Annotated in this window: 22 protein-coding genes; 19 read left to right on the top strand and 3 right to left on the bottom strand. The window is 63.0% G+C overall.

Annotated elements, in window-relative coordinates:
* Positions 1-32: 32 nt before the first annotated feature.
* A complete protein-coding gene (locus BKY27_RS17370) occupies positions 33-1,778 on the bottom strand; it encodes a recombinase family protein (RefSeq protein WP_071675758.1) in 1,746 nt (581 codons plus the stop codon).
* A 620-nt stretch (positions 1,779-2,398) separates the two neighbouring features.
* Between BKY27_RS17370 and BKY27_RS17365 the strand changes: the two genes are divergently transcribed.
* From BKY27_RS17365 to BKY27_RS17320, 12 genes are all read left to right on the top strand, one after another.
* Positions 2,399-3,592, top strand: coding sequence for a DUF932 domain-containing protein (locus BKY27_RS17365; RefSeq protein ID WP_071675752.1), 1,194 nt, complete (start codon positions 2,399-2,401; stop codon positions 3,590-3,592).
* 125 nt (positions 3,593-3,717) lie between these two features.
* Positions 3,718-4,218, top strand: a complete 501-nt coding sequence (locus BKY27_RS17360) for a hypothetical protein (protein ID WP_071675751.1) — start codon at positions 3,718-3,720, stop codon at positions 4,216-4,218.
* A gap of 137 nt (positions 4,219-4,355) precedes the next feature.
* Positions 4,356-6,485: a ParB/RepB/Spo0J family partition protein gene (locus tag BKY27_RS17355; protein ID WP_071675750.1), complete on the top strand. Its 2,130-nt coding sequence runs from the start codon at positions 4,356-4,358 to the stop codon at positions 6,483-6,485.
* A gap of 97 nt (positions 6,486-6,582) precedes the next feature.
* A complete protein-coding gene (locus tag BKY27_RS17350; RefSeq protein WP_071675749.1) occupies positions 6,583-7,620 on the top strand; it encodes a DUF7146 domain-containing protein in 1,038 nt (345 codons plus the stop codon).
* A gap of 331 nt (positions 7,621-7,951) precedes the next feature.
* Positions 7,952-8,887, top strand: a complete 936-nt coding sequence (locus BKY27_RS17345) for a DUF2493 domain-containing protein (RefSeq protein WP_071675748.1) — start codon at positions 7,952-7,954, stop codon at positions 8,885-8,887.
* A gap of 46 nt (positions 8,888-8,933) precedes the next feature.
* On the top strand, positions 8,934-9,614 hold the full coding sequence (locus BKY27_RS19990; RefSeq protein WP_146636288.1) for a hypothetical protein: 681 nt from the start codon (positions 8,934-8,936) through the stop codon (positions 9,612-9,614).
* Between the two features lie 188 nt (positions 9,615-9,802).
* Positions 9,803-10,219, top strand: a complete 417-nt coding sequence (locus BKY27_RS17340; protein WP_071675757.1) for a hypothetical protein — start codon at positions 9,803-9,805, stop codon at positions 10,217-10,219.
* 554 nt (positions 10,220-10,773) lie between these two features.
* Positions 10,774-11,175, top strand: coding sequence for a single-stranded DNA-binding protein (locus BKY27_RS17335; RefSeq protein ID WP_071675747.1), 402 nt, complete (start codon positions 10,774-10,776; stop codon positions 11,173-11,175).
* Between the two features lie 237 nt (positions 11,176-11,412).
* The gene (locus BKY27_RS17330) at positions 11,413-11,685 is read left to right on the top strand and encodes a helix-turn-helix domain-containing protein (protein WP_443112688.1); all 273 of its coding nucleotides are present in this window, start codon (positions 11,413-11,415) and stop codon (positions 11,683-11,685) included.
* Positions 11,686-11,773: 88 nt separating this feature from the next.
* Positions 11,774-12,055, top strand: a complete 282-nt coding sequence (locus BKY27_RS17325; RefSeq protein WP_071675746.1) for a DNA -binding domain-containing protein — start codon at positions 11,774-11,776, stop codon at positions 12,053-12,055.
* Positions 12,056-12,158: 103 nt separating this feature from the next.
* Positions 12,159-12,485 (top strand): transcriptional regulator domain-containing protein, encoded by a 327-nt coding sequence (locus tag BKY27_RS19985; protein WP_146636287.1) that lies wholly within the window; start codon positions 12,159-12,161, stop codon positions 12,483-12,485.
* Positions 12,463-12,924: a DUF2285 domain-containing protein gene (locus BKY27_RS17320; RefSeq protein ID WP_158514998.1), complete on the top strand. Its 462-nt coding sequence runs from the start codon at positions 12,463-12,465 to the stop codon at positions 12,922-12,924. The genes BKY27_RS19985 and BKY27_RS17320 overlap by 23 nt, the downstream gene beginning before the upstream one ends.
* Before the next feature lie 109 nt (positions 12,925-13,033).
* Here BKY27_RS17320 and BKY27_RS17315 read toward each other — a convergent pair whose 3' ends face one another.
* Positions 13,034-14,104, bottom strand: coding sequence for a helix-turn-helix domain-containing protein (locus BKY27_RS17315; RefSeq protein ID WP_071675744.1), 1,071 nt, complete (start codon positions 14,102-14,104; stop codon positions 13,034-13,036).
* Positions 14,104-14,670: a hypothetical protein gene (locus BKY27_RS17310; RefSeq protein ID WP_146636286.1), complete on the bottom strand. Its 567-nt coding sequence runs from the start codon at positions 14,668-14,670 to the stop codon at positions 14,104-14,106. The genes BKY27_RS17315 and BKY27_RS17310 overlap by 1 nt, the downstream gene beginning before the upstream one ends.
* A gap of 298 nt (positions 14,671-14,968) precedes the next feature.
* Between BKY27_RS17310 and BKY27_RS17305 the strand changes: the two genes are divergently transcribed.
* The 7 genes from BKY27_RS17305 (at position 14,969) to BKY27_RS17275 (ending at position 20,543) form a co-directional block, all read left to right on the top strand.
* Positions 14,969-15,253 carry a helix-turn-helix transcriptional regulator gene (locus tag BKY27_RS17305; protein ID WP_071675742.1) on the top strand — a complete coding sequence of 95 codons (285 nt, stop codon included), beginning with the start codon at positions 14,969-14,971 and terminating at the stop codon, positions 15,251-15,253.
* Positions 15,254-15,272: 19 nt separating this feature from the next.
* The gene (locus BKY27_RS17300; protein ID WP_071675741.1) at positions 15,273-16,361 is read left to right on the top strand and encodes a replication initiator protein A; all 1,089 of its coding nucleotides are present in this window, start codon (positions 15,273-15,275) and stop codon (positions 16,359-16,361) included.
* Entirely contained in the window at positions 16,358-16,876 is a 519-nt protein-coding gene (locus tag BKY27_RS17295) for a DUF2840 domain-containing protein (RefSeq protein WP_084668019.1), read from the top strand. The genes BKY27_RS17300 and BKY27_RS17295 overlap by 4 nt, the downstream gene beginning before the upstream one ends.
* The gene (locus tag BKY27_RS17290) at positions 16,873-17,463 is read left to right on the top strand and encodes a S26 family signal peptidase (RefSeq protein WP_071675740.1); all 591 of its coding nucleotides are present in this window, start codon (positions 16,873-16,875) and stop codon (positions 17,461-17,463) included. The genes BKY27_RS17295 and BKY27_RS17290 overlap by 4 nt, the downstream gene beginning before the upstream one ends.
* Complete coding sequence (locus BKY27_RS17285) at positions 17,447-17,782, top strand: DUF736 domain-containing protein (RefSeq protein ID WP_071675739.1); 336 nt, start codon at positions 17,447-17,449, stop codon at positions 17,780-17,782. Before BKY27_RS17290 ends, BKY27_RS17285 begins: the two co-directional genes overlap by 17 nt.
* Before the next feature lie 159 nt (positions 17,783-17,941).
* Positions 17,942-18,529 carry a lytic transglycosylase domain-containing protein gene (locus tag BKY27_RS17280; RefSeq protein ID WP_407668423.1) on the top strand — a complete coding sequence of 196 codons (588 nt, stop codon included), beginning with the start codon at positions 17,942-17,944 and terminating at the stop codon, positions 18,527-18,529.
* Between the two features lie 466 nt (positions 18,530-18,995).
* The gene (locus BKY27_RS17275; RefSeq protein ID WP_456093733.1) at positions 18,996-20,543 is read left to right on the top strand and encodes a relaxase/mobilization nuclease domain-containing protein; all 1,548 of its coding nucleotides are present in this window, start codon (positions 18,996-18,998) and stop codon (positions 20,541-20,543) included.
* Positions 20,544-20,557: the final 14 nt, after the last annotated feature.

The raw sequence follows: 20,557 nt of genomic DNA, 5'->3' as shown, positions 1-20,557 counted from the left end.
GCGGGGTGGAGCAGCCCGGTAGCTCGTCAGGCTCATAACCTGAAGGTCGTAGGTTCAAATCCTACCCCCGCAACCAACGATACTTGCGATGCCTCCGTCGGTCCTGCCGCGGAGGTTTTTGCTTTTGAGGTTCCCGCGCGCCGGGATCGTCTGCTGCGCCCTCCCGCAACCAACGATTTCTGCGAAAGCAGGTTGTCCAAAGCCTCGGCCTCCGAAAGGAAGTCGGGGTTTTGCTTTCCGGCTGCAAAGCGCAGGATCGCCCCCAGGTCGCCCCGAAGGACGATGGAGAGTTCGCCGTTCTCGGGCACGAGGGTGATTTCATCAACGAGTGATCGAAGCACGTCGACAGCAGTGCCACGATCTTCCTCGGATTGCAGGTTCTCGCAGAGCTTGGCGATCCGATCCTGATACATCCGTGCCATGTTCGGGTGCAGCAACGGCGGCGGCTCGTCGGCATTGTCCAGGAGCTCGCTCAACTGCGACTTCCTCGCCTCCAGCTTCTCGGCCTTGTCTTTCAGCTTTGCAGGCGGGAAGCCTTGAAGAATGGCATCGACCATCTTGTCGAGCTCGCGGTCAACCTTCTCGAGTTCGCTCCTCCAGCCGGCCAGGTCGGCCCCGCGCTCGATCCGGAGCCGATTTACCTCGCGCGTGAACTCCGCACAGAATTCATTGAAGAGCTCCGGCGACATGAGATGCTTCCGAAGGCCATTCAAGATCGACGCCTCCAAGACATCCCGACGGATGTTCAGACGGTTATCGCATGTGCCCTTGTTCCGCGACGCTGCGCAGCCAAGCAGGTCTTTCGAAATCAGGGAGTACCCGCCACCACAGCACCCGCACTTGATGAGGCCGCCGAAAAGGTGCTTCGGCCGCCGTCTATCGTTCATAGGATTGCTGCCTGTCGGCGACGTATCAAACGAAAGGCTCTTTTGCCTCTTCTTCACCGCGTCCCAGAGATCTTGGTCCACAATCCGAAGGTCCGGGACCTCCTGGACAACCCATTCACTTTCCGGGTTCGGGCGGGAGACGCGCTTGCCGGTGTCAGGATCCTTCATGTATCGCAGTCGGTTCCAGACGAGCCTACCGATGTAGAGTTCGTTGTTGAGAATGCCCGTCCCTCGTTTCGGGTTGCCGTGGATCGTCGAAGGCCCCCATTCCTTGCCCTGCGGTCCTGAAATGCCCTCCCGGTTCAAGGTCATTGCAATCGTCCGCGAGGATTGTCCGGACAAGTAATCCCTGAAGATGCGCCGAACGACGTTTGCTTCGGCTGGATTGATGTCCCGCTCGCCCCGATCGTCCGGATCGGCCGTGCGAATGACGTCATACCCATAACAAAGTCCACCACCGGAGCGACCCTTCTCGACGCGCCCGCGGAGACCGCGCCGGGTTTTGTCGGCTAGATCCTTGAGGAAGAGTGCACCCATCGTTCCCTTGAGACCGATGTGCAATTCGCTGACCTCGCCTTCGGACAGAGTCACGATACTCACCCCTGCAAAGCGCATCCGCTTGTAGAGCCCGGCGATGTCCTCCTGGTCCCGGGAGAGGCGATCCAGCGACTCCGCGAGGATCACGTCGAAACGGCCCTTCAGCGCATCCGCGATCAGTTCCTGAACGCCAGGCCGAAGCAAGGACGCCCCGGAAATTGCGCGATCCGTGTAGCTATCGATTATCGTCCAGCCTTCCCGCTCCGCGCGTGTACGGCAGATGCGCAGCTGATCCTCGATCGACGCATCACGTTGGTTGTCAGATGAATACCGAGCGTAAAGCGCTGCCTTCATGCGATGGCCCCCTTAATCGTGGAGGCGAGCCCGTGCATGCCGCCTGTTCTCTGTCTCAATGAACTCTCTCGCCGCCTGCCGCGCCAACAAGCGAACAAGGTTGACCAGTCGCGGATCATCGCCAGAAGGCGTGAGGCGCGCGATTTTGTTCTCAGATGCTCCGCTTTCCCGAGATGAGTCCTGGGCGTCCCTTGAGGCGTCAGCCCCCGGCCTGCTTTTCTGGTCCCTTTCCATAAGCACCAGCTTGCCAGAGGCTGGCACACGTACGAAGGAAAAAGCCTATGCATCATAGCGGGTTGGAGGTGGGGCGCGCGCATACTCGCGTAGTCTGGCGTATTGATGGCTGCTACAGCGTCGCGCAAATCGGCGGCCCGGAATCCGGAGATACTGCGCTGTTCTATGCGAATTCTCACCATTTAGGGGCCCTAAGCTGTGGCAGGGCCCGAAGACCGTCGCCTGAACGAAGTCTGCCATAGGCCGCCCGAATCGCGCAACGCAGGTGTCACTAAGGCGCGGGAAGCCGCCACTGGCCAAGCGAGAGAGCGAGAGACTGGGAGGGGTGCCGTGACGGGTTGAGGGCTGGAGGAGAGGCCTCCGGCGCCCGTCGCGGAGGTTTTCCAATGAACACCGAAATCATCGATGCCGGGCGTGACATGAGCGGCGGCTACAAGGTGGATGTGTCGCGCGGCGAGAACGTGGACCGCGTGTCGTCGGAGTGGTTCTCGCGGCCGGATGACGAGCGGTATCTGTCGCTCGACGATCTCTTCGCATCGGTCAAGCGCCGGGCGGAGCGGAGTCGGACGCGCACGGTGGAGAGTGCCGCGATCCGGGTCGAGGCGCATCGCGACAACCCGGAGAAGCTGGGCCTTGTACTGCCTGGCGCGGATGAACCCATTGCACCGACGCATTGGTCCTTCGGCCAACTCTCGAGCCTTGTCGGCGCGCCTGCCGCCTATCTGCGCCAACTGCCCGCGCCGCTGGCGGGGATCAACCTGCAGTACGGCCTGACCAACCACCGGGCGGAGCAGATCAAGACGATGGAGGTCGCGGATGGCCGCACGGAACTGCGTGCGGTGACCGGCCCCGACTATGGCCGCATCTACGACCACGAACTGGTCTCCGCCGTTCAGCGCATCGCGGGCAACGGCACCGGCGACACGCGCTGGAAGGTGCCCGGCGTGCTCGACTGGTCAACGGGCATCTACAATCCGCGCGTGGACGTGACGAAGGAGACGACGACACTCTACGCCTCGGACCGTGACGTGTTCCTGTTCCTCGTCGACGACCTGAACCCGATCGAGGCGGGGCTGCTGCCCGACGGCTCACCCGACCTCTATTTCCGTGGGTTTTATTGCTGGAACTCGGAGGTGGGCGCCAAGACGCTCGGCATCGCCAGCTTCTACCTGCGCGCGGTCTGCCAGAACCGCAACCTCTGGGGCGTCGAGGACTTCCAGGAGATCACGATCCGGCACTCCAAATACGCCGCCTCCCGCTTCGCCCACGAGGCCGCCCCGGCGCTGAGCCGCTTCGCCGAGTCGTCGCCCGCGCCCTTCATCGACGGCATCCGCGCGGCGCGGGAGAAGATCGTCGCGCGGTCGGACGAGGACCGTCAGGATTTCCTCCGAAAGCGCGGGTTCTCGAAGGCGGACGCAGGGCGGATCGTCGAGACGGTCCTGGCCGAGGAAGGCCGCCCGCCCGAGAGCGTCTTCGACTTCGTGCAGGGGATCACCGCGGTGGCTCGGTCGAAGCCGCAGCAGGATGCGCGGCTGGTGATGGAAGGGAAGGCGAAGGGACTGTTGGAGAAGGCCGTCTAGCGAAGTATGTAACGGGCGGCCATCAAAGGGTGGTCGCCCGTTGTGAATCCAAGGGTCGAGAACTACGGATCATAGAGAATTGGCTCGCGCTATAGTTTGCGATGACGTCACCTCGGAGTTGCTACATGGAAGAAATCGATTGGTCCGATCGCGCCTTTTATGACGATGGGGAGTGGGTGACTTGGTCAGAAATAGACCAACAGCTTCGGTACAAGGAATGGGGAGCAAAATATCCAAATGCGATCCGTTCGATGATCCCGTATTTCCTTGATCTATTGTCCTTGGCCGAGAGCTACCATTTGGAAACCGGCCTGCATCTAAACGTCTACGGAGACATTGGAGAGCTATTTGGTGCCATCACTTACGGCATAAAACTGAACAAGAACTATGCCCAAGGCGCTGATGGAAGACTTGGCAATGACCACATAGAGGTCAAAACCATAACGCCTTTCAAGAACCGAGACGAGGTCCTCGTGAAGTTGGCAGGAAATTGGTCTAAGCTGCTGGTAGTCAAGATAAACGAGGAATTTGAGGTTTCTGGCAGAATGATTGATCGAAAGTCTTTTCCAAAGGCGAAGGGCAAAAATCTGCGTGTCCGGTGGAGCGATTTGCCGCCCGATCAGTGAGGGGCTCCTTTTCTGGTGTGAAGCGCTGCGGCGCGGTGGCCCTTCTGCCTTGAGAGTAAGAGGCGGGCCGGGCTTTCCGTGACGGGTTTGGAGGTCGGGGGAGAGGCTCCTGGCCGGCCTGTCGCGGAGATATCCCGATGACTAAGCAACAGAAAATCACCCTCAGCGCCTCGCGCGACGTCCCCTTCAACAAGCTGATGCTCAGCCAGTCGAACGTGCGCCACGTCAAGGCGGGCGTGTCGATCGAGGAACTGGCCGAGGACATCGCGCGGCGGACGCTGCTCAGCTCCATCACCGTGCGGCCCGTGCTGGACGAGAGCGGCGCCGAGACCGGCATGTACACGATCCCGGCGGGCGGACGGCGGTTCCGCGCGCTCGAACTGCTCGTCAAACAGAAGCGCATGAACAAGACCGCGCTGGTGCCCTGCATCGTCCGCACCGATGGGCTCGCAGAAGAGGACAGTCTCGCCGAAAACGTCCAGCGCGCGCCGCTTCATCCGCTCGACCAGTTCCGCGCCTTCCAGGCGATGCGCGAGAAGGGCCGCACCGAGGAGGAGATCGCGGCGGCCTTTTTCGTCTCGGCCAGCGTGGTCAAGCAGCGGCTGAAGCTCGCCGCGGTCGCGCCCACGCTGCTCGACGCCTATGCCGAGGAGGAGATGACGCTCGACCAGCTCATGGCCTTCACGGTCAATCCCGATCACGCGCGGCAGGAGCAGGTCTGGGAGGCGTTGCAGCGGCACTATTCCCGGCAGCCCTACGAAATCCGCCGCATGCTGACCGAGGGTGCGGTACGCGCCTCGGACAAGCGGGCGCAGTTCGTCGGGCTCGACGATTACGTCGAGGCCGGGGGCGAGATCCTGCGCGACCTGTTCCAGCAGGACGACGGTGGCTGGCTGCAGGATGCCGCCCTGCTCGACGTCTTGGTGCGCGAGAAACTGGCCGAGGAGGCCGAGGCGGTCCGCGCCGAGGGCTGGAAATGGGTCGAGGTCGACACCGAATTCCCCTACGGCCACACCTTCGGGATGCGCCGGGTTCATGGCGAAGCGGTGCCGATGAGCGACGAGGAGGCTGCCAGCTACCAGGCGCTGAAGGCCGAATACGACGCGCTCGAGGCCGAGCATGCGGAGGCCGACGAGTTGCCCGACGAAGTCGATACCCGGTTGGGCGAGATCGAGGAGGCGATGGAAGCACTCGAGGCACGTCCGATCCGGTACGAGGCAGAAGACCTCGCGCTGGCAGGAGCCTTCGTCAGCATCGACAGTTCCGGGCGGCTGCGGGTCGAACGGGGCTATGTGCGGCCGGAGGATGAGCCGGTCGAGGAGGTGGAGGACACCGGCGAGGTCGCACCAGAAACGGCGCCGATCGAGGACGCTGATGACACCGTCGTTTCTGCCGCGGACGAGGAGGAAGAGGACGACGGCCTCAAACCGCTCTCCGACCGCCTCGTCATGGAACTGACGGCCCATCGGACTCTGGCGCTGCGCAACGCACTGGCCCAGGACCCGCAGGTCGCCTTCCTCGCGGCCCTGCACGCGATGGTCCTGCGGCTCTTCTATCGCTACGCGGTCGACAGCTGCATCGAGATCGAACCGCGCAACGCGGGCTTCGGATCGCAGGTGCCGGGCCTCGGCGACACGGCCTATGCGCAGGCCATCGACCAGCGTCACGAGACCTGGGCGCGGAACCTGCCGAAGGCATCCGAGGACCTCTGGGAGGCGCTGACCGAGTTCGACAGCTGCAGCCGCGAGGCGCTCTTCGCCCATTGTGTGGCGATGAGCGTCAATGCCGTCCACGATCCCTATCAGCGCCGACCGCGCGCCATCGCGCATGCGGATGTGCTGGCCGGGACTGTCGGGCTCGACATGGCAAGGGCGGGCTGGACGGCCACCGGTGACAGCTACCTCGGCCGCGTGACCAAGGCGCGCATCCTGGAGGCCGTGCGCGAGGCGAAGGGTGCGGACGCCGCTGACCGGATCGCCGGGCTGAAGAAGGCCGAGATGGTGACGGCAGCAGAGGACCTGCTCATGGGCACCGGCTGGCTGCCCGAACCGTTGCGCACGCCGCCGCTGCCGGAAGAGGATGTCCCGGAGATCGAGTTGGTCGAGGACGCGGACCGCTCCGACGATGACGCTTCGGAAGACGATCCCGACAGCAGCGAAGCGCAAACGGCGGAAGACGGCGGCGAACTGGCTATCGGAGACTCTGACCCAATGGAGGAAGATGATCCCGTCGCCGGTGACGCCTTCGCCAAGACAGCCGCCGAGTGACCTACGAGCAGCACGGGATCTTCCCCCAAGGTCCAAAGTCAGGGGCCCGTCAGTCATGGCGGGCCCCTGATTGCGTCCAACCCTCTTGGAGACCGCCATGACGAGCCCCGCTACCGAGCTTTCGCACCAACTTGCCCGGAATGCCGAAACGGTGTGCCGACACTATCTGTCGAACGGCCGGAAGCAGGGTCAGTACTGGCTGGTTGGCGACGTTCAGAATAAACCGGGTCGATCCATGTTCGTTCGGCTGTCCGGGCCACTGTCCGGCAACCGTGCCGCTGGAAAATGGACCGACGCAGCTACGGGGGAGCATGGCGATCTGCTCGATGTCATCCGGGAAAGCTGCGGCTTGGTCGACTTCAAGGACGTTGCCGATGAAGCCCGACGCTTCTTGAGCTTGCCCTTACCTGATCCACCTCGACAACATTCTCCACATTCACGGCCACCAGTTGCCACCGGTTCCCAGGAGTCGGCACGACGCCTGTTTGCAATGGGCGTGCCGATTTTCGGCACTCCTGTAGAGACCTATCTGCGCGGGCGTGGCATCGGAGCGATTGACCAAATGCCAAGCCTGCGGTTCCACTCCGCCTGCTTCTATCGGCCCGAAGGCAGCGGGCCGGTCGCGCGGCTTCCGGCCATGCTGGCTGCCATCACCGATCTCGAGGGCCGCCAGACCGGGACCCATCGCACCTGGCTACGGCCGGACGGGAGCGCCAAGGCCGATATCGACACACCGCGGCGCGCGATGGGTGCTTTGCTCGGGAACGGGGTGCGGTTCGGCGCGCCCGCAGACGTGCTCATCGCGGGCGAGGGGATCGAGACAGTTCTTTCCGTGCGCTCGGCCCTGCCTGAGTTGCCCGCTGTCGCGGCGCTGTCATCGGGACACCTGGCCGCCATCCGGTTTCCCGCTGGTCTGCGGCGGCTCTACGTGTTGCGCGACCGTGACACTGCTGGCACGGCGGCGAGGGATCGACTGGAGGCGCGCGCAGCCGAGGTCGGGATCGAGGCGTTGACCCTCTCGCCGCGACTGGGCGACTTCAACGATGATCTCCGACGCTATGGGCTGGCGGCTTTGAAAGCGCGGTTTCGGCTTCATCTCCACGTCGAGGATGCCGCTCGTTCCGTGCCGGTGTGACAGGGCGGCAATCGGGCTGGCGCTGTACGGCTCACAGCATCATTTTCGCAGGGGCATCCCGCGCGCGGTTCCCATCCACGGGAAAGGCCGGCGCGCACGGCCTTCTCAGAGGGCAGGAGGCCCACAATCGGGACGGCCCGGCAATGGCCGCGCTCCGGCTATTTTCCGCCGCGCCCCCTTGGGGCGCTTTGCATCGCGAGGCAAAATAGCCGGGCTTGGCCATCAAGGCCCTCGCGAAAGGCTCGGGCTGCCCGGCCGCCCCGCCCGTGGGCGCGTTCCTGCCACGAAGGCCGCGTGTGGCGCGCGGCTCCCCCCAGGAAGGAACCCGCAGATGACCCACGATCCCGAAACCGATGCCCACGAGCCGCATCACAGCACGTCCTCAACCGCCAATGTCCTGACCGAACTCCAGCTCTACGGCTGGCGCCCCTACGAAGATGAACCCGACCCGCGTCCCTTGCCCGAGGGCAGCCAGATCGCCGGTGCCGTCGCCGATATCCTCGACGCCCTTGTCGCGACGCTCGGCGATACACGTCTCGAACCCGATCTCGACGAACTGCTCTGGGGTGCGGTCAACCTCTTCCATCGCGCGCTGGCGCGGGCCAAACGTGAACTCGACGACAACGAACAGGCGCAGCGCCGCCTGCAGCGGGAACAGGATGGCTCGGAGGTGAAATCCCTCGAACTCGAACGCCTCGTGGCAGAGGGGCAAAGCATGGTCGAACGGCGCACGGCACTGGAACTCTTTCGCGACCTCGCAGCAGAGGGCTTCGAGCATCACCTCGGCAAGCCCTGGCATCCGCGGACCGGCTCACGGGTCAGCCATCGCAACCTGACCGCCGCGATGATAGACAGCCGCGATTTCCTCGCCGCCCGCCGTCGAGCCGAAGCGCAGCTGCTTCTGCCCGAGGGTCCCAAGGTGGCCGTGACCGGCGGGGCGGATTTCAACGATCACCGCCTGATCTGGGCGCGGCTCGACCGTGTCCATGCCAAGCACCCGGACATGGTGCTGCTCCACGGCGGCTCACCCAAGGGTGCGGAACTCATCGCTTCCCGCTGGGCCGATCACCGCAAGGTGCCGCAGGTCGCCTTCCGGCCCGACTGGACCAAGCACGGCCGCTCGGCTCCGTTTAAGCGCAACGACGCGATGCTGGACGTCCTGCCGATCGGGGTGCTGGTCTTTCCGGGCACCGGGATCCAGGAGAACCTCGCCGACAAGGCACGCAAGCTGGGTATTCCCGTCCTGAAACACGAGAGTGGCGCGTGAGCGCCACCCACACTCCATCTGTAGCGAAGCTTGAAAAAAAATCTCTATGAAGCAATCCTTGTCTAGCGATATCTGGATCCTCTCTGCCATGCCATCTCAGTCCCAAGAGCAATTCTCTGGCCAGCTCGAGTTGGTAAACCAGTTAATCAGCGTCCACGGCCAAGTTCAGCAAGGGCGAGGACGCAGGCACCAGCAAGATGCCATCCATCGGGCAGGTGTCGTGATGACCGTGGCCGCATGGCAGGCCTACTTGGAAAAAATCTCTTTAGAATTCATAGAAGTTGTTGAGAATTCCCTCGATCATCCAGCAGATGGAATTGCGCCACCAGATTGGGCAAAGCTAATGCTACAAACAAGGAAGACCGCAGCCAAACAGGAGATTGGGCGGTTCAATACACCCAACTGCCAAAATGCGAGATCGCTATTGAAAAACATCACTGGATTCGACCCATGGCCTATTTGGGAATGGCATCAGGGGCCGAGGCAGTGGAACGGTCATGACACGCGCATTAGAACTGACGCTTGGGTGAGGATCCGACACACAATTGCACATGGATACGAACTACCAGCGGACCTTGATTTTCTCTTGGGGCAAAACGGCCAGCCGCGGCTTACACTTAATCTCCTTCAGGAATGCGTTAAGCACTTCAAGCACTTAGTCAGATTGAGCGATCAAGGTGTATCAACCTTCTTAGCAGATACGCACGCAATCAATACTGGTTGGTAGCAAGAAGGGGTCGAGGCGCGCTCGGTGATCCGCAAGATCTTGCTACCAGTTTTTCCCCGGCTTTCCTCGGAAATAGAGCGTCACTATGCTTTCCCGAGCAGAACCGGCGAAGCAGCATAGTCGCAGGCGGTGCGCACATTCGGGCAGCCTGTCGTGATCCCCGCAGTCACAGACCTATGGAGGCGTCCATGTCGCTTGTTCTTCTTGCCATCTCCCTGTCCATCGCTCTTAGCGTGCTGGCCTTTCGCTTTGCAGTCTTCGCGCTGCCGGTCATGGCCGGGATCGCCGCGTTTCTGCAGGTTCATGGTGGCGGTGCCGGTTTCGGCCTGTCCTTCCTTGCCGGCTTAGCGGGGGCGGCGCTCTCTGTCGCGTTCGTCATTGCCATTCTCGGCTTTGCTCGGAACCCGTTCCTCCGCCTCGGGGCGCTCGGCCTCTTTGCGCTGCCCGCCGCCCTGGCGGGTTACGCGTTGGCCCATGGCGTCGCGAAACATGCGCTCGATCCAGGTATACTGCTGACGCTTCTCTGTGCCGGCTGCGGCGCGGTCGTCGCCGTTGCGGCAATGATCAACCTCAATGCCATGGGCGAGGGGCTTCTCGACCGGTAGCCCTTGGTTGCGGTCGTCCCTCGTCAGTTGATCGCAGGCGGGGTGAAAATCTGCGCAGCGACGGTCCTTGGCTGATCGCAGGCCAAGACCCCCAATCACCCCTCTCTCGCCCTATGACGATGGACTAACAGGGCCGATGCCTGTGAGTGCGGTGAACAATGCCTAACGTGCTCGGTTCTGCCTGCGGTTTCTGGCCATCGGACACGGCGCAGCTGTGGCACGCGACGGTGGGTGCGTGAGGCCGATTGTCGATGGGTGCGTGATCTGGGGGCCAAGTTGCCATTCGCGAGAAAGATTGTTCGGCACTGCGTCCCCGTTGGCGCTCCTCCGAGAAGACCTGTCCCTCCTCCTGATTGATCCCCTAAGCCCGTCCGTCCGAGGCCAGCAACCCCGCGCGGCGGGACCCGTGTTGGCGTGTCCCACGCCTGCCCGCGCCACGTCCCGCCTTGGGGGTCAAGCGGACACCGGGGGCGTCCGTGCAGGCCACGTCCAGCGGTCTTTGACGGGCCTCATCGGAGGGACGGTCCCTCCGGATGAAGCAACGGAGACATACCATGCAGAACATCGTCATCCTCGCCGGCAACATCGGCCAGACCCCCGAGACCCGCACCTCCCAGGGCGGCACCTCGATCACCACCCTCACCCTTGCCACATCCCGCCCGCGCTATTCCGAAGGCCGGGTCGTCCGCGACGAGAACGGCTACCGCGTCCAGGACACCGAATGGCACCGCATCACCTGCTTCAACGGCCTCGGCAAGACGGTCCAGCAGTACTGCGAGAAGGGGATGAAGCTCCTGGTCCGCGGCCGCATCCACTACACCAAGTGGACCGACGCCGCGGGTGTCGATCGCTACGGTTGCGAGATCATCGCCGAGACGGTCGACTTCCTGACCAAGGCCAAGCAGGCCGAGGATGAGGAACCCTCCTTCATCGACGATGAGGACGACCAATCCTGACACGGCAACGAAGCCCGGCGGCGCAAGCCGCCGGGCTTTTCTGTTGGCACTGCCGGACGCCGATCACAATTCGTATCATTCGGCGATATCCCGCCGCGCGCAGCGGCCGAACTAGCGGTGAGTCGCGCCTTGGTCGGCTCCTGTGCGATCGAAGGCCCGAAACGGCCACTGACAACGATGATCACTGGCAAGCCCCCGGAAATGCGACTAAAATAGTCGTAGTTCTGGCATGTGTGAATGGCCGGGTGGGAGGTGATCATCATGATCACCGCCCGACAATCACGGGCCGCGCGCGCATTGCTGGGATGGACGCAGCAGGAGCTAGCCGATAAGGCCCTGGTATCACTGACCGCACTGAAAAGGCTCGAATCCGAGAAGGATCTTCGTGTCTACGAGTCGACCGAAGATCAGGTGCGCCGGGTGTTCGAGGATGCAGGGATCACCTTTCTGCGTTTGGACAAGGGTGAAGGCGTCTTGATCGATGTGACCAAGGCGAAAAAGGCCAAGTGATCGTAACCGGTTGATGCGGATATCGGTGGCGCGCCTGTACGAAAGGGCAACTTCGGGAGGGGGGTCGTTTCTGCGATCCTGTAGGCAAATGGCACAGGGCGAGACGACATTTCTGGATGCTCCGCCGGACAGCGAAACGCTGACCGACTACGACCATGCTCATATGGTTCTCTACCTCCGCATTTTCGACGCTGCCGAGGAAGGAGCCGATTGGCAGGAAGTGGTCGAAGTCCTGTTTGGACTCGATCCGAAGCATGATCCCGATCGCTGCAGGAACGTCTATGATAGTCACCTCGCGCGAGCTCGCTGGATGACCGAGCACGGCTATCGCGACCTGCTTCGGCAGGGGGGCGACGGCCCGAACGGCTGAGTCACGCCGAAACCCGCCCATGCAGGGTGGGCCGGACTCCCGAAGATCAATCAAAACGTGTAAAATCAGGTCGTTTCAGAGAAGTTGACGAACGGGATTTGTCATGCCGTCGGAACGCTCCGGCTGGCGTTCCTCGGCAGAGTACGACTACGTCGAAGACCTGAGCGCGTCCGATCTTGCCTGGGAATGGCTGCGCCGCAACAAGCGCTATGCAAAGGACTATGCGACCCTCTCCAAGGCCGCACCGGACGACGCGTATCTGAAAGACGCGCTCCTCGAAAAATGGGGGTTGCGATTTCGCGGCCGATCCCAACCTCCCGGCTTCAAAGGCCTGCGCACTCTGGGACCCCCGGATCGATCCCTCGGTGGTCGTGCTGCAGAAGGTTCCGGAGGTCCTGAGCGGCGCGGTGGAACCGACGATCCTGCCTGAAGGGACAGTCAAATACGCCCATGACGGCCTCCTCCATCTTCTTGATGCCGGTGGGAAGCATCGCCTCCAAATTCTGCAATCGGATTCCGACGCCGATGTACTTGTGGCGATCGTCCCTCTCGATCAGGATGGCTTTGCGCGTCTCGACGCTGTCTTTCGCTTGCTTGCGCAGCTTCACGGCAGAGTGCTTCCTGACGACAAACGTCTTACCCGCCAGAAGCGACTGCGTGCCAAACGCATGTTGCAGGTATATGACGGGCGCGTTGCCGGCGCGTCGCAGCGCGAGATAGCCGAAGTGGTCTTTCGACTGTCTCGGGTCAGCCGGGACGAGTGGCAAAGCGCGCCGGAGCGCTTCGCGGTCATGGCCTTGCTGCGCGACGCGCGAAAGATGGTTGACGGTGGTTACCTAGGGCTGCTTGGGCGTCGAGTCCTGAAATGATCCACGATCAAGCCTCTCTTTCGCCACGGCGTCAGCGCGCCAAAGTGCTGATCGGTCCAAATCTCCTCAGTCGCTCGTTTACAATCCGCTTTTGGTCGCGTTTGCTTGTCTATTTCACTACTCGCAGCCGGGTTATGGTCCCTGGTAGCGGATGAAGGGCTCGCAAGTCTTCTTCGCTTGAGCGGAGCGCTTGCGCGAGATCGGACACACCGTAGCCGAGTTCCTCCAGATGCAGCCTTACGATCTCCGGAAGGACGGTGGGAGTTTCGACCATGAGATCGAGCTCGGGCGGCTCCGTTCTCCGGTAGCCCATCGAGCTCATCTGCCGCCAGAGATACTGGCTCTGATTGTCGGTAATCGCGCCGATCTCTTTTGCCCGGTAGAGAAGCGCTGCCATGGACACACGCCAAATCGGTTTCAGCGCGGCGAGCCGCTGGATCGTGAGGCGACGTCCGGAAAGGTGGGGCCGAATATCGCGCGCCGGCATGAGCAGCGCCGACGCGAACGCGTTCGCCTCGTCTTCCATTTCCGGCGACGGTACCTGATGCATGACAACATGCCCAAGTTCGTGCGCTAGGCTGAACCGCTGCCGATCAGCCGGCATGTTCCGGTTGAGGAAGATGCACGGTGGCATATCCGATATCTGAACCGTGAAGCCATCCACCTTGAGCGCGGCGAAGTCACAATGGACGACGATGCAGCCTGCTCGCTCTACCCAAGCGACAAGTTCCCGGATCGGTCCCGAAGGTGCAAGCCAGGTGCGTCTGATGAGATCCGCGATGCGTTCGGGGTCGCCACCGTATTCGTCGACATCCAGACGTGGAAGGGACAACTCCGGTTCCAGTTCGGCTGCATCGAGCAGTCTTCGAATATGAAGGATCCTGATGTTGAGCTCAGCTTCCAGGCGCTCGATCGCCTTCTGCCCAACGCTCGCCCGCTTCCGGTATTGCACGCTCATCGGCAGCCCAATGACCCGGTCATTCTGGAAAAAAAAATCTACCGGAAAACCCAAAGCTTCACTGACGCTCGTCAACACGTCTTCGGTCGGCCCGATCAGTCCGTTTTCAAGTTTCGAGAGATTTGCCTGTGACACCCCTGAGCGCGTGGAAAGCTCTGTCTGACTCCATCCCCGCGCCTGCCGCGCTATCCGCAGCAGGTCCTGATTGAAATCGGCGGGCATCAGTCTTGGCGCTTCTTGCGGTCGTCCGCGGCGCCCTTGAGCTTGACGATGGACGCTGCGGGACGTTCGGGTTTCGCCTCGGGCAACGGCAACGGAACCGCGGCCTCGCCCGCATCCAGCAGGCTGTATTCCCACGCGATCCGATCGCCGTTGCGGGCGACCACGCAGATGTCGTCGATCTGCGTTTCAAGACGATTCAGTTTGTAGACGACCTCGACGCGCTGGACCTCCGGCAAGCCAAACAAGTTCTGTTCATGGTCGTGAAAAGCGAGCGCAAGTTGTGTAGCGACATTCGACGAGCGGCCCGTCTCATCCGCCTTCTTGAACCGAAACAGCACGATATCACGAACAAGGAACTTCATCGTTTCGTGGCCGTCGATCACATGGACGGCATCGTGATCCAGCAGCGCATTGTTCGCGCGTTCGATGATCTGCTCCCAGACGAAATTTGCCCGGCTGCGTTTGCAGCGCCACACTCCATTGAAATCGCTGGCAAGCCAGTCCTCCCATGCCTCACGGATCGCGGATACGACCTGCTCGCGGATCTCGTCCAGGATCGGACGCACGGTGGTTTCGCTGGGAATCGGCATGCTCGGGCCTCGCTTGTTTTGGAAGACCGTATCCGCGCCGATTTACAAAATCAACCGCAAAATATTCACAGGGCAATTCCGCGGGTTCGAAGTCTTGTAGCGCTTTTCTACTGTTTCAAGGTCACGAGAGATGGTCGACGGATCGACCTCTTCTTCAAGTGTGCGATTACCGCACCCCCATCTTCGCACTCCATCCCACCTGTCGCACTTCGCCATCGTGGCCACAATCAGCCGCCATTGTCCGGCGGCCTTATGGACCACACGGAGGCTTTCCATGCGACCCGATCACGCTCCTCTGCCGCCGCGCTATCTGCGCACCAAGGAAGCCGCGCAGTTCCTCAGCCTGTCTGCGCGGACCCTTGAAAAGCACCGCACCTACGGCACCGGTCCGGCCTATCACAAGCTGGGAGGGCGAGTCGTCTACTCAATCGAGGATCTCGAAGCCTGGGTCCAGCGCGGCGCCGTGACTTCGACGTCCGATCCGCGCGGTGGCCGGGTACTACCCGCGAAGCGCCATTTGCTGACCGCGACCCCGCCCGCGGGCCGGGCCTTCCGCTGATCCGGCGGAGGCGTCCAAGATGTCCCGCAGTGCGTCAGAACGCGGCCAGCTCGATCTGTTCCACGCTCTCCCTGGCGAGTTCGCGGTGCGGGATGCGCAGGATCTCATGTCCTATCCCTTCTTTTCCCTGTCCAAGAACCACCGCACGCGGCCCATCGAGTTCGCGGCGGGCGGTGTCGAAATCCGTGTTGAGGCCGTGGCGGACCATGGCATGGCGACAATCTGGGACGCGGATATCCTGATCTGGGCGGCCAGTCAGATCGTCGAGGCGCGCGATTCCGGGCTGCGCACGTCGCGGCTCATGGCGGCGACGCCGTACCAGATCCTCACCTTCATCGGGCGAGGCACCTCCGCCCGAGATTATCACCGTTTGAAGGCCGCGCTGGACCGGTTGCAATCGACGACGGTCTGCACCTCGATCCGCCAGCCTGCCGAAGGGCGTCGCCACCGGTTCTCCTGGATCAACGAGTGGACGGAGCGGACCGATGCCACCGGTCGCCCCGACGGGATCGAGCTGATCGTGCCGGACTGGTTCTACCGCGCGGTCCTCGATGATGCGCTGATCCTCACTATCGACCGGGCCTATTTCGACCTGACCGGCGGGCTCGATCGTTGGCTCTATCGCCTCGTGCGCAAGCATGGCGGCCGCCAAAGGGCAGGGTGGCGGTTCGAGATCCGGCACCTCCACGTCAAATCCGGCAGCCTCTCACCCTTCAAACGCTTTGCCTTCGAACTGCGAGACATCATCCGTCGACAGCCCCTGCCGGGCTACCGCCTGGCGCTCGAAATCGAGGCGCGGGGGCGTCGTCTGCTCGCCTTCGAGCCCTGTGGACAAGCTGTGGACAGGCTCGTGCCATCGGGAACCCCCGGTATCGTGCCATCAGGAACCGGACCCTCGTGCTATCGGGAACCTGAACCGGGCGCATCCATTTCAAAAGAAGGCAGAATTCGCGGCCGTAACTTAGACTCTAACCCAGAATCTAACTCTTGTTGCGGTGCCCCCGCTGGGGACAGGCCCGCACGCGGACGCGCTCAATCTCTCGCACCCGGCCCTCAGAATGACAGGCCCGAGCGACTTCTCGGCACGTCGAGGAGGGCGACGACATGAGGCCGATCCGCTCCGAACCGCACGAGGTTGATGTACAGACCATTGGCAGAGAAAGCGACCTGACCTTCGTTGAGCTGACCTGGAAAGAGGGCCAGATCGAACAGTGGGTCCGGTTCGGTCATCCAGTCAGAGAAGACCGCATCGATCAAAAACGCCACCGCTTTGGCTTCGCGCCGGGTGCCGTCTTCGCGGTCAATCGCTGGGCGGCCAACGCCTATGGCACGGTCCTCTCGCGCTTCGACATCCTGCGGGCTGCGAAGCCCGGAACTCCCCTTCAAACGCTGCCCTATCTGCGTCCCGGAGGAACCCTGCTGCTCTCCACCCACGGCTGGCCCAAGGTCGAACGTGTGTTGCAGGCGATCGACGCTATCGAGGCGCTCGGCATCGACCCGGCGGATGCGTCACAGGACTTCTGGCGACACCTGCACAATCGCCTGGCCACCGCGCAACCGGCCCATTCCTATACCCGTCTCCAGCACCGGGCTTGGCTCAAGCGGCGGAGCCTCGGGCTATGAAGGCGCGGCGCACCGTCGTCTGGGCGACGGCCCTGTCGGTCACCCTGATCGCCCTGCCTGCTATTGCCACTTGGTCGCCGCGCGTTCTTTGGAATGTCAGCGCGAGCGTTCCAATCGGGCTCTATCGGCTGCACCCGGTTGATCAAATGGTCATCGGCGACCTGGTGGTCGTTCAGCCACCACCGGCGCTTTCGGACTACCTCGATGCGCGCGGATACATTCCGCGCGGCGTGCCGCTGCTCAAGCATGTCGTGGCGCTCGAAGGGGCGTTGGTCTGCCGCTCGGGCGACAGGATCACGGTCGATCACCGTCGTCTCGGCTATGCCCATGCGCAGGACCGCAACGGCCGCGATCTACCCGCCTGGCAGGGCTGTCATCAGCTCGGCGCTGGCGAAGTCTTTCTCATGAACCCGGATGCGCCAGACAGCCTCGACGGGCGGTATTTTGGGCCGTTGCCGCTTACCACGATCACCGCCCGGCTGACACCGCTTTGGACCATCGACGACGCCATCACCGCAGAGCCGGCGCATCCTAATCCCACACCGCACCACAACAGAAAGGAGGCACGCCATGCCCCAGATCGGTGAATTCACCCGCACGAAATCCGGCTTTGCCGGGTATGTCCGAACGCTGACACTGGACCTTGAGGTCTCCCTCGACAAGGCCGAGGCGACCGAAGCCGAGAACGCACCCGATTACCGTCTTATTCACGGGGACGGCGACCTCGCCCGCGAGATCGGGGCGGCCTGGGCGCGCACGGGGGAGAAGGCCGGCGAGTATTTCTCAGTGCTTATCGATGACCCGATGCTGGCGCAGCCAATCCGGGCAAATCTCTTCCGCAACGGTGAAAGTTCGGTTTGGTCGTTGCAATGGACCCGTCCGCCGAAGCGCAATGGGGCGGCGTGAGCGATGCTCCAGATCTTCCGCAAACGTAGCAGTCGGATAACGGTTGATCGACCCCGCATTGCCCAAGTCTGGGCCATCTTCCTTCTTTCCGGCCTTGCCGTGACGGGACCAGTCAGCGCCCCGGCTTTCGCCGAAGCACCGACCATCCAAATGGATCCGATGCGCGATCCTCATGCAGCTGCCATCGCCGAAGCCTCCGCGCGCTTCGCGATCCCGGAACACTGGATCCGTGCCGTGATGCAGGCCGAAAGCGCGGGCGATCCGCGTGCGGTCAGCCATGCCGGGGCCATGGGACTGATGCAGGTCATGCCCGGAACATGGACCGTCCTGCGGGAGGACCATGGACTCGGCGCTGATCCTTTCGATCTGCGCGATAACATCATCGCGGGCACGGCCTATCTGCGCACAATGCTCGATCGCTATGGCACCGTCGCTGGTATGCTCGCCGCCTACAATGCGGGGCCGGGCCGGTATGACGCATACCTCTCTGAGGGCCGTCGTCTTCCCGCCGAGACCCGCGCCTATGTCGCGATGCTGGCCCCACGTCTGGACGGAACGCCGCCGCTCCCGAACCGCGCAACCGTCGCCGATTGGCGCGAGGCAGTCCTCTTCACCGACCGATCGGCGGCGCATCCGCAGCGAAATGGCGGCAATCCGGATGCAGGTCGACCGTCGCTTGAAGCCGGTTCAGCCGCCCCAGATCCCGGCATTTTCGTTGCCCGGCCCGGCGCGGAGGCACGGCCATGACCATGATCGCGGTTTCTCGGGCTCTGGAGGGCCGTGTCGCAAACGTGGTGGAAGGGCGCGCTCGGAAAACGGGCGGGAAGGAAAAAGGGCAAGATAAAAGGGCATGCCACGAATGCCGCAAGTCCCTGACAGGACTGGCGTTTTCGCGTGCATGGCGGTCGGTCGTGTGCAGGTTCCCGGAATTTGCCCTGCGATTTCAAGGCTCCGGCATGCACAGGGGCGTTCCGAGAAACGGGAGAGTTTTCGCATGACCGAACCTGAGCGCGACTTCCGCATCAGGCCCGGAAAGCCCCGCAGCACGCGTACCCCGCGTCCCAAAGCCTTTGTCGACCAAGTTCTGCGGGCGGCCCACAAGGCAGGTCACGTTTCGACGCGCCCAAGCGGCAAAGAGCGAAGCCATTCCACCTTCGGGCGCGGACAAAACCGATTCGGCAGATCGCGGCTATTCTCGTCATCGCGCCGGGTCATGGTCGCTGCCCGCATTGCCCGTCACAAGGGCCGGGCCTATCGTGCGGCTCCGCTCTCAACCCATCTCGCCTATCTGCGCCGCGACGGCGTCGGCAAGGATGGGGAGAAGGGCCTGCTCTTCGATGCCCAGACCGACGGTCTGGACGGCTCGGACTTCGCGGCACGATGCGAGGATGATCGGCACCATTTCCGCTTCATCATCTCGCCCGAGGACGCGGCCGAGATGGAGGACCTGCGCGGGTTCACCCGCGATCTCGCGCGCCGGATGGAGGCCGATCTCGGCACCCGGCTCGACTGGGTCGCAGTCGATCACTGGAACACCGACAATCCGCATGTACATCTGATCGTCCGCGGCGTCGATGATCGTGGCAGCGATCTCGTGATCGCGCGCGATTACATCAGCAGCGGGCTGCGGTCCCGCGCCGAGGAACTCGTTGCGCTCGAGCTTGGCCCGAAACCGGAGCACCAAATCCGGCACGCGCTCGAACGGGAAATCACGGCAGAACGCTGGACGCGCCTTGACCGGGAGCTGCGCTATCACGCCGACGAACTCGGTCTGCTCGACCTGCGCCCCTCAGCACACGGACCCGACGACCCGCAAATCAGGCGGTTGATGGTAGGCCGCTTGCAGCACCTTCGGAAACTCGGTCTGGCCTCGGAAGGCCGCCCCGGTGAATGGATGCTCGGGCTCGAGGCCGAACGCACGCTCCGCGACTTGGGTGAGCGCGGCGACATCATCAAGACGATGCACCGCGCCTTCGCCGAGCGGGGGCAGGACCGCGGCTTCTCTGACTTCGCCATCGACGGGGCCGCGACAGGGGACCCGATCATCGGGCGGCTGGTCGAGACCGGCCTGCACGACGAACAGACCGGCACCGCCTATGCCGTGATCGACGGGACGGATGGGCGCGCGCATCACGTCCGCTTCCGCGGTCTGGACGCCTTCGGCCAGGCACCCGGGCCCGGCGGCATCGTCGAGGTGCGCCGCTTCGGCGGTCCGGACGATCCGCGCCCGACACTTGTCCTGGCCAACCGCTCCGATCTCGACTTGAAAGCCCAGATCATTGCGCCGGGCGCGACCTGGCTCGATCACCGTCTGGTCGAACGTTCCCGTATGCCTCTTGCGATCGGCGGGTTCGGTGCTGAGGTCCGCGATGCACTCGACGCCCGTGCCGAGCATCTGGCGGACGAGGGGCTGGCCCAAAGGCAGGGACAGCGGATCATCCTGCAACGCAACCTTCTCGACACCCTGCGGCGGCGCGAACTCGATGCGATGGGCCAGACCCTCGAGACCGAGACGGGCTTGCCACATCGTCCGGCAAAGTCGGGCGAGCATGTGACCGGCATCTACACCCGGCAACTACGTCTGTCCTCCGGCCGCTACGCGATGATTGAGGGTATCGGCCCTGACGGCGGGCGCAGTTTCCAGCTCGTCCCCTGGTCTCGCGAGATCGAGCCCCGCCTTGGCCGGCACATCACAGGGATCGTGCGCGGCGGCGGCGGGATCGACTGGAGCCTCGGGCGCAAGCGCGGGCTCGGCATCTGACGAAAGGACCCTGA

The organism is Nioella nitratireducens, assembly GCF_001879715.1.
Classification (GTDB): Bacteria; Pseudomonadota; Alphaproteobacteria; order Rhodobacterales; family Rhodobacteraceae; genus Nioella; species Nioella nitratireducens.
The sequence above is the reverse complement of the archived record's forward strand: the minus strand, read 5'-3'. Positions and strand labels throughout refer to the sequence as shown.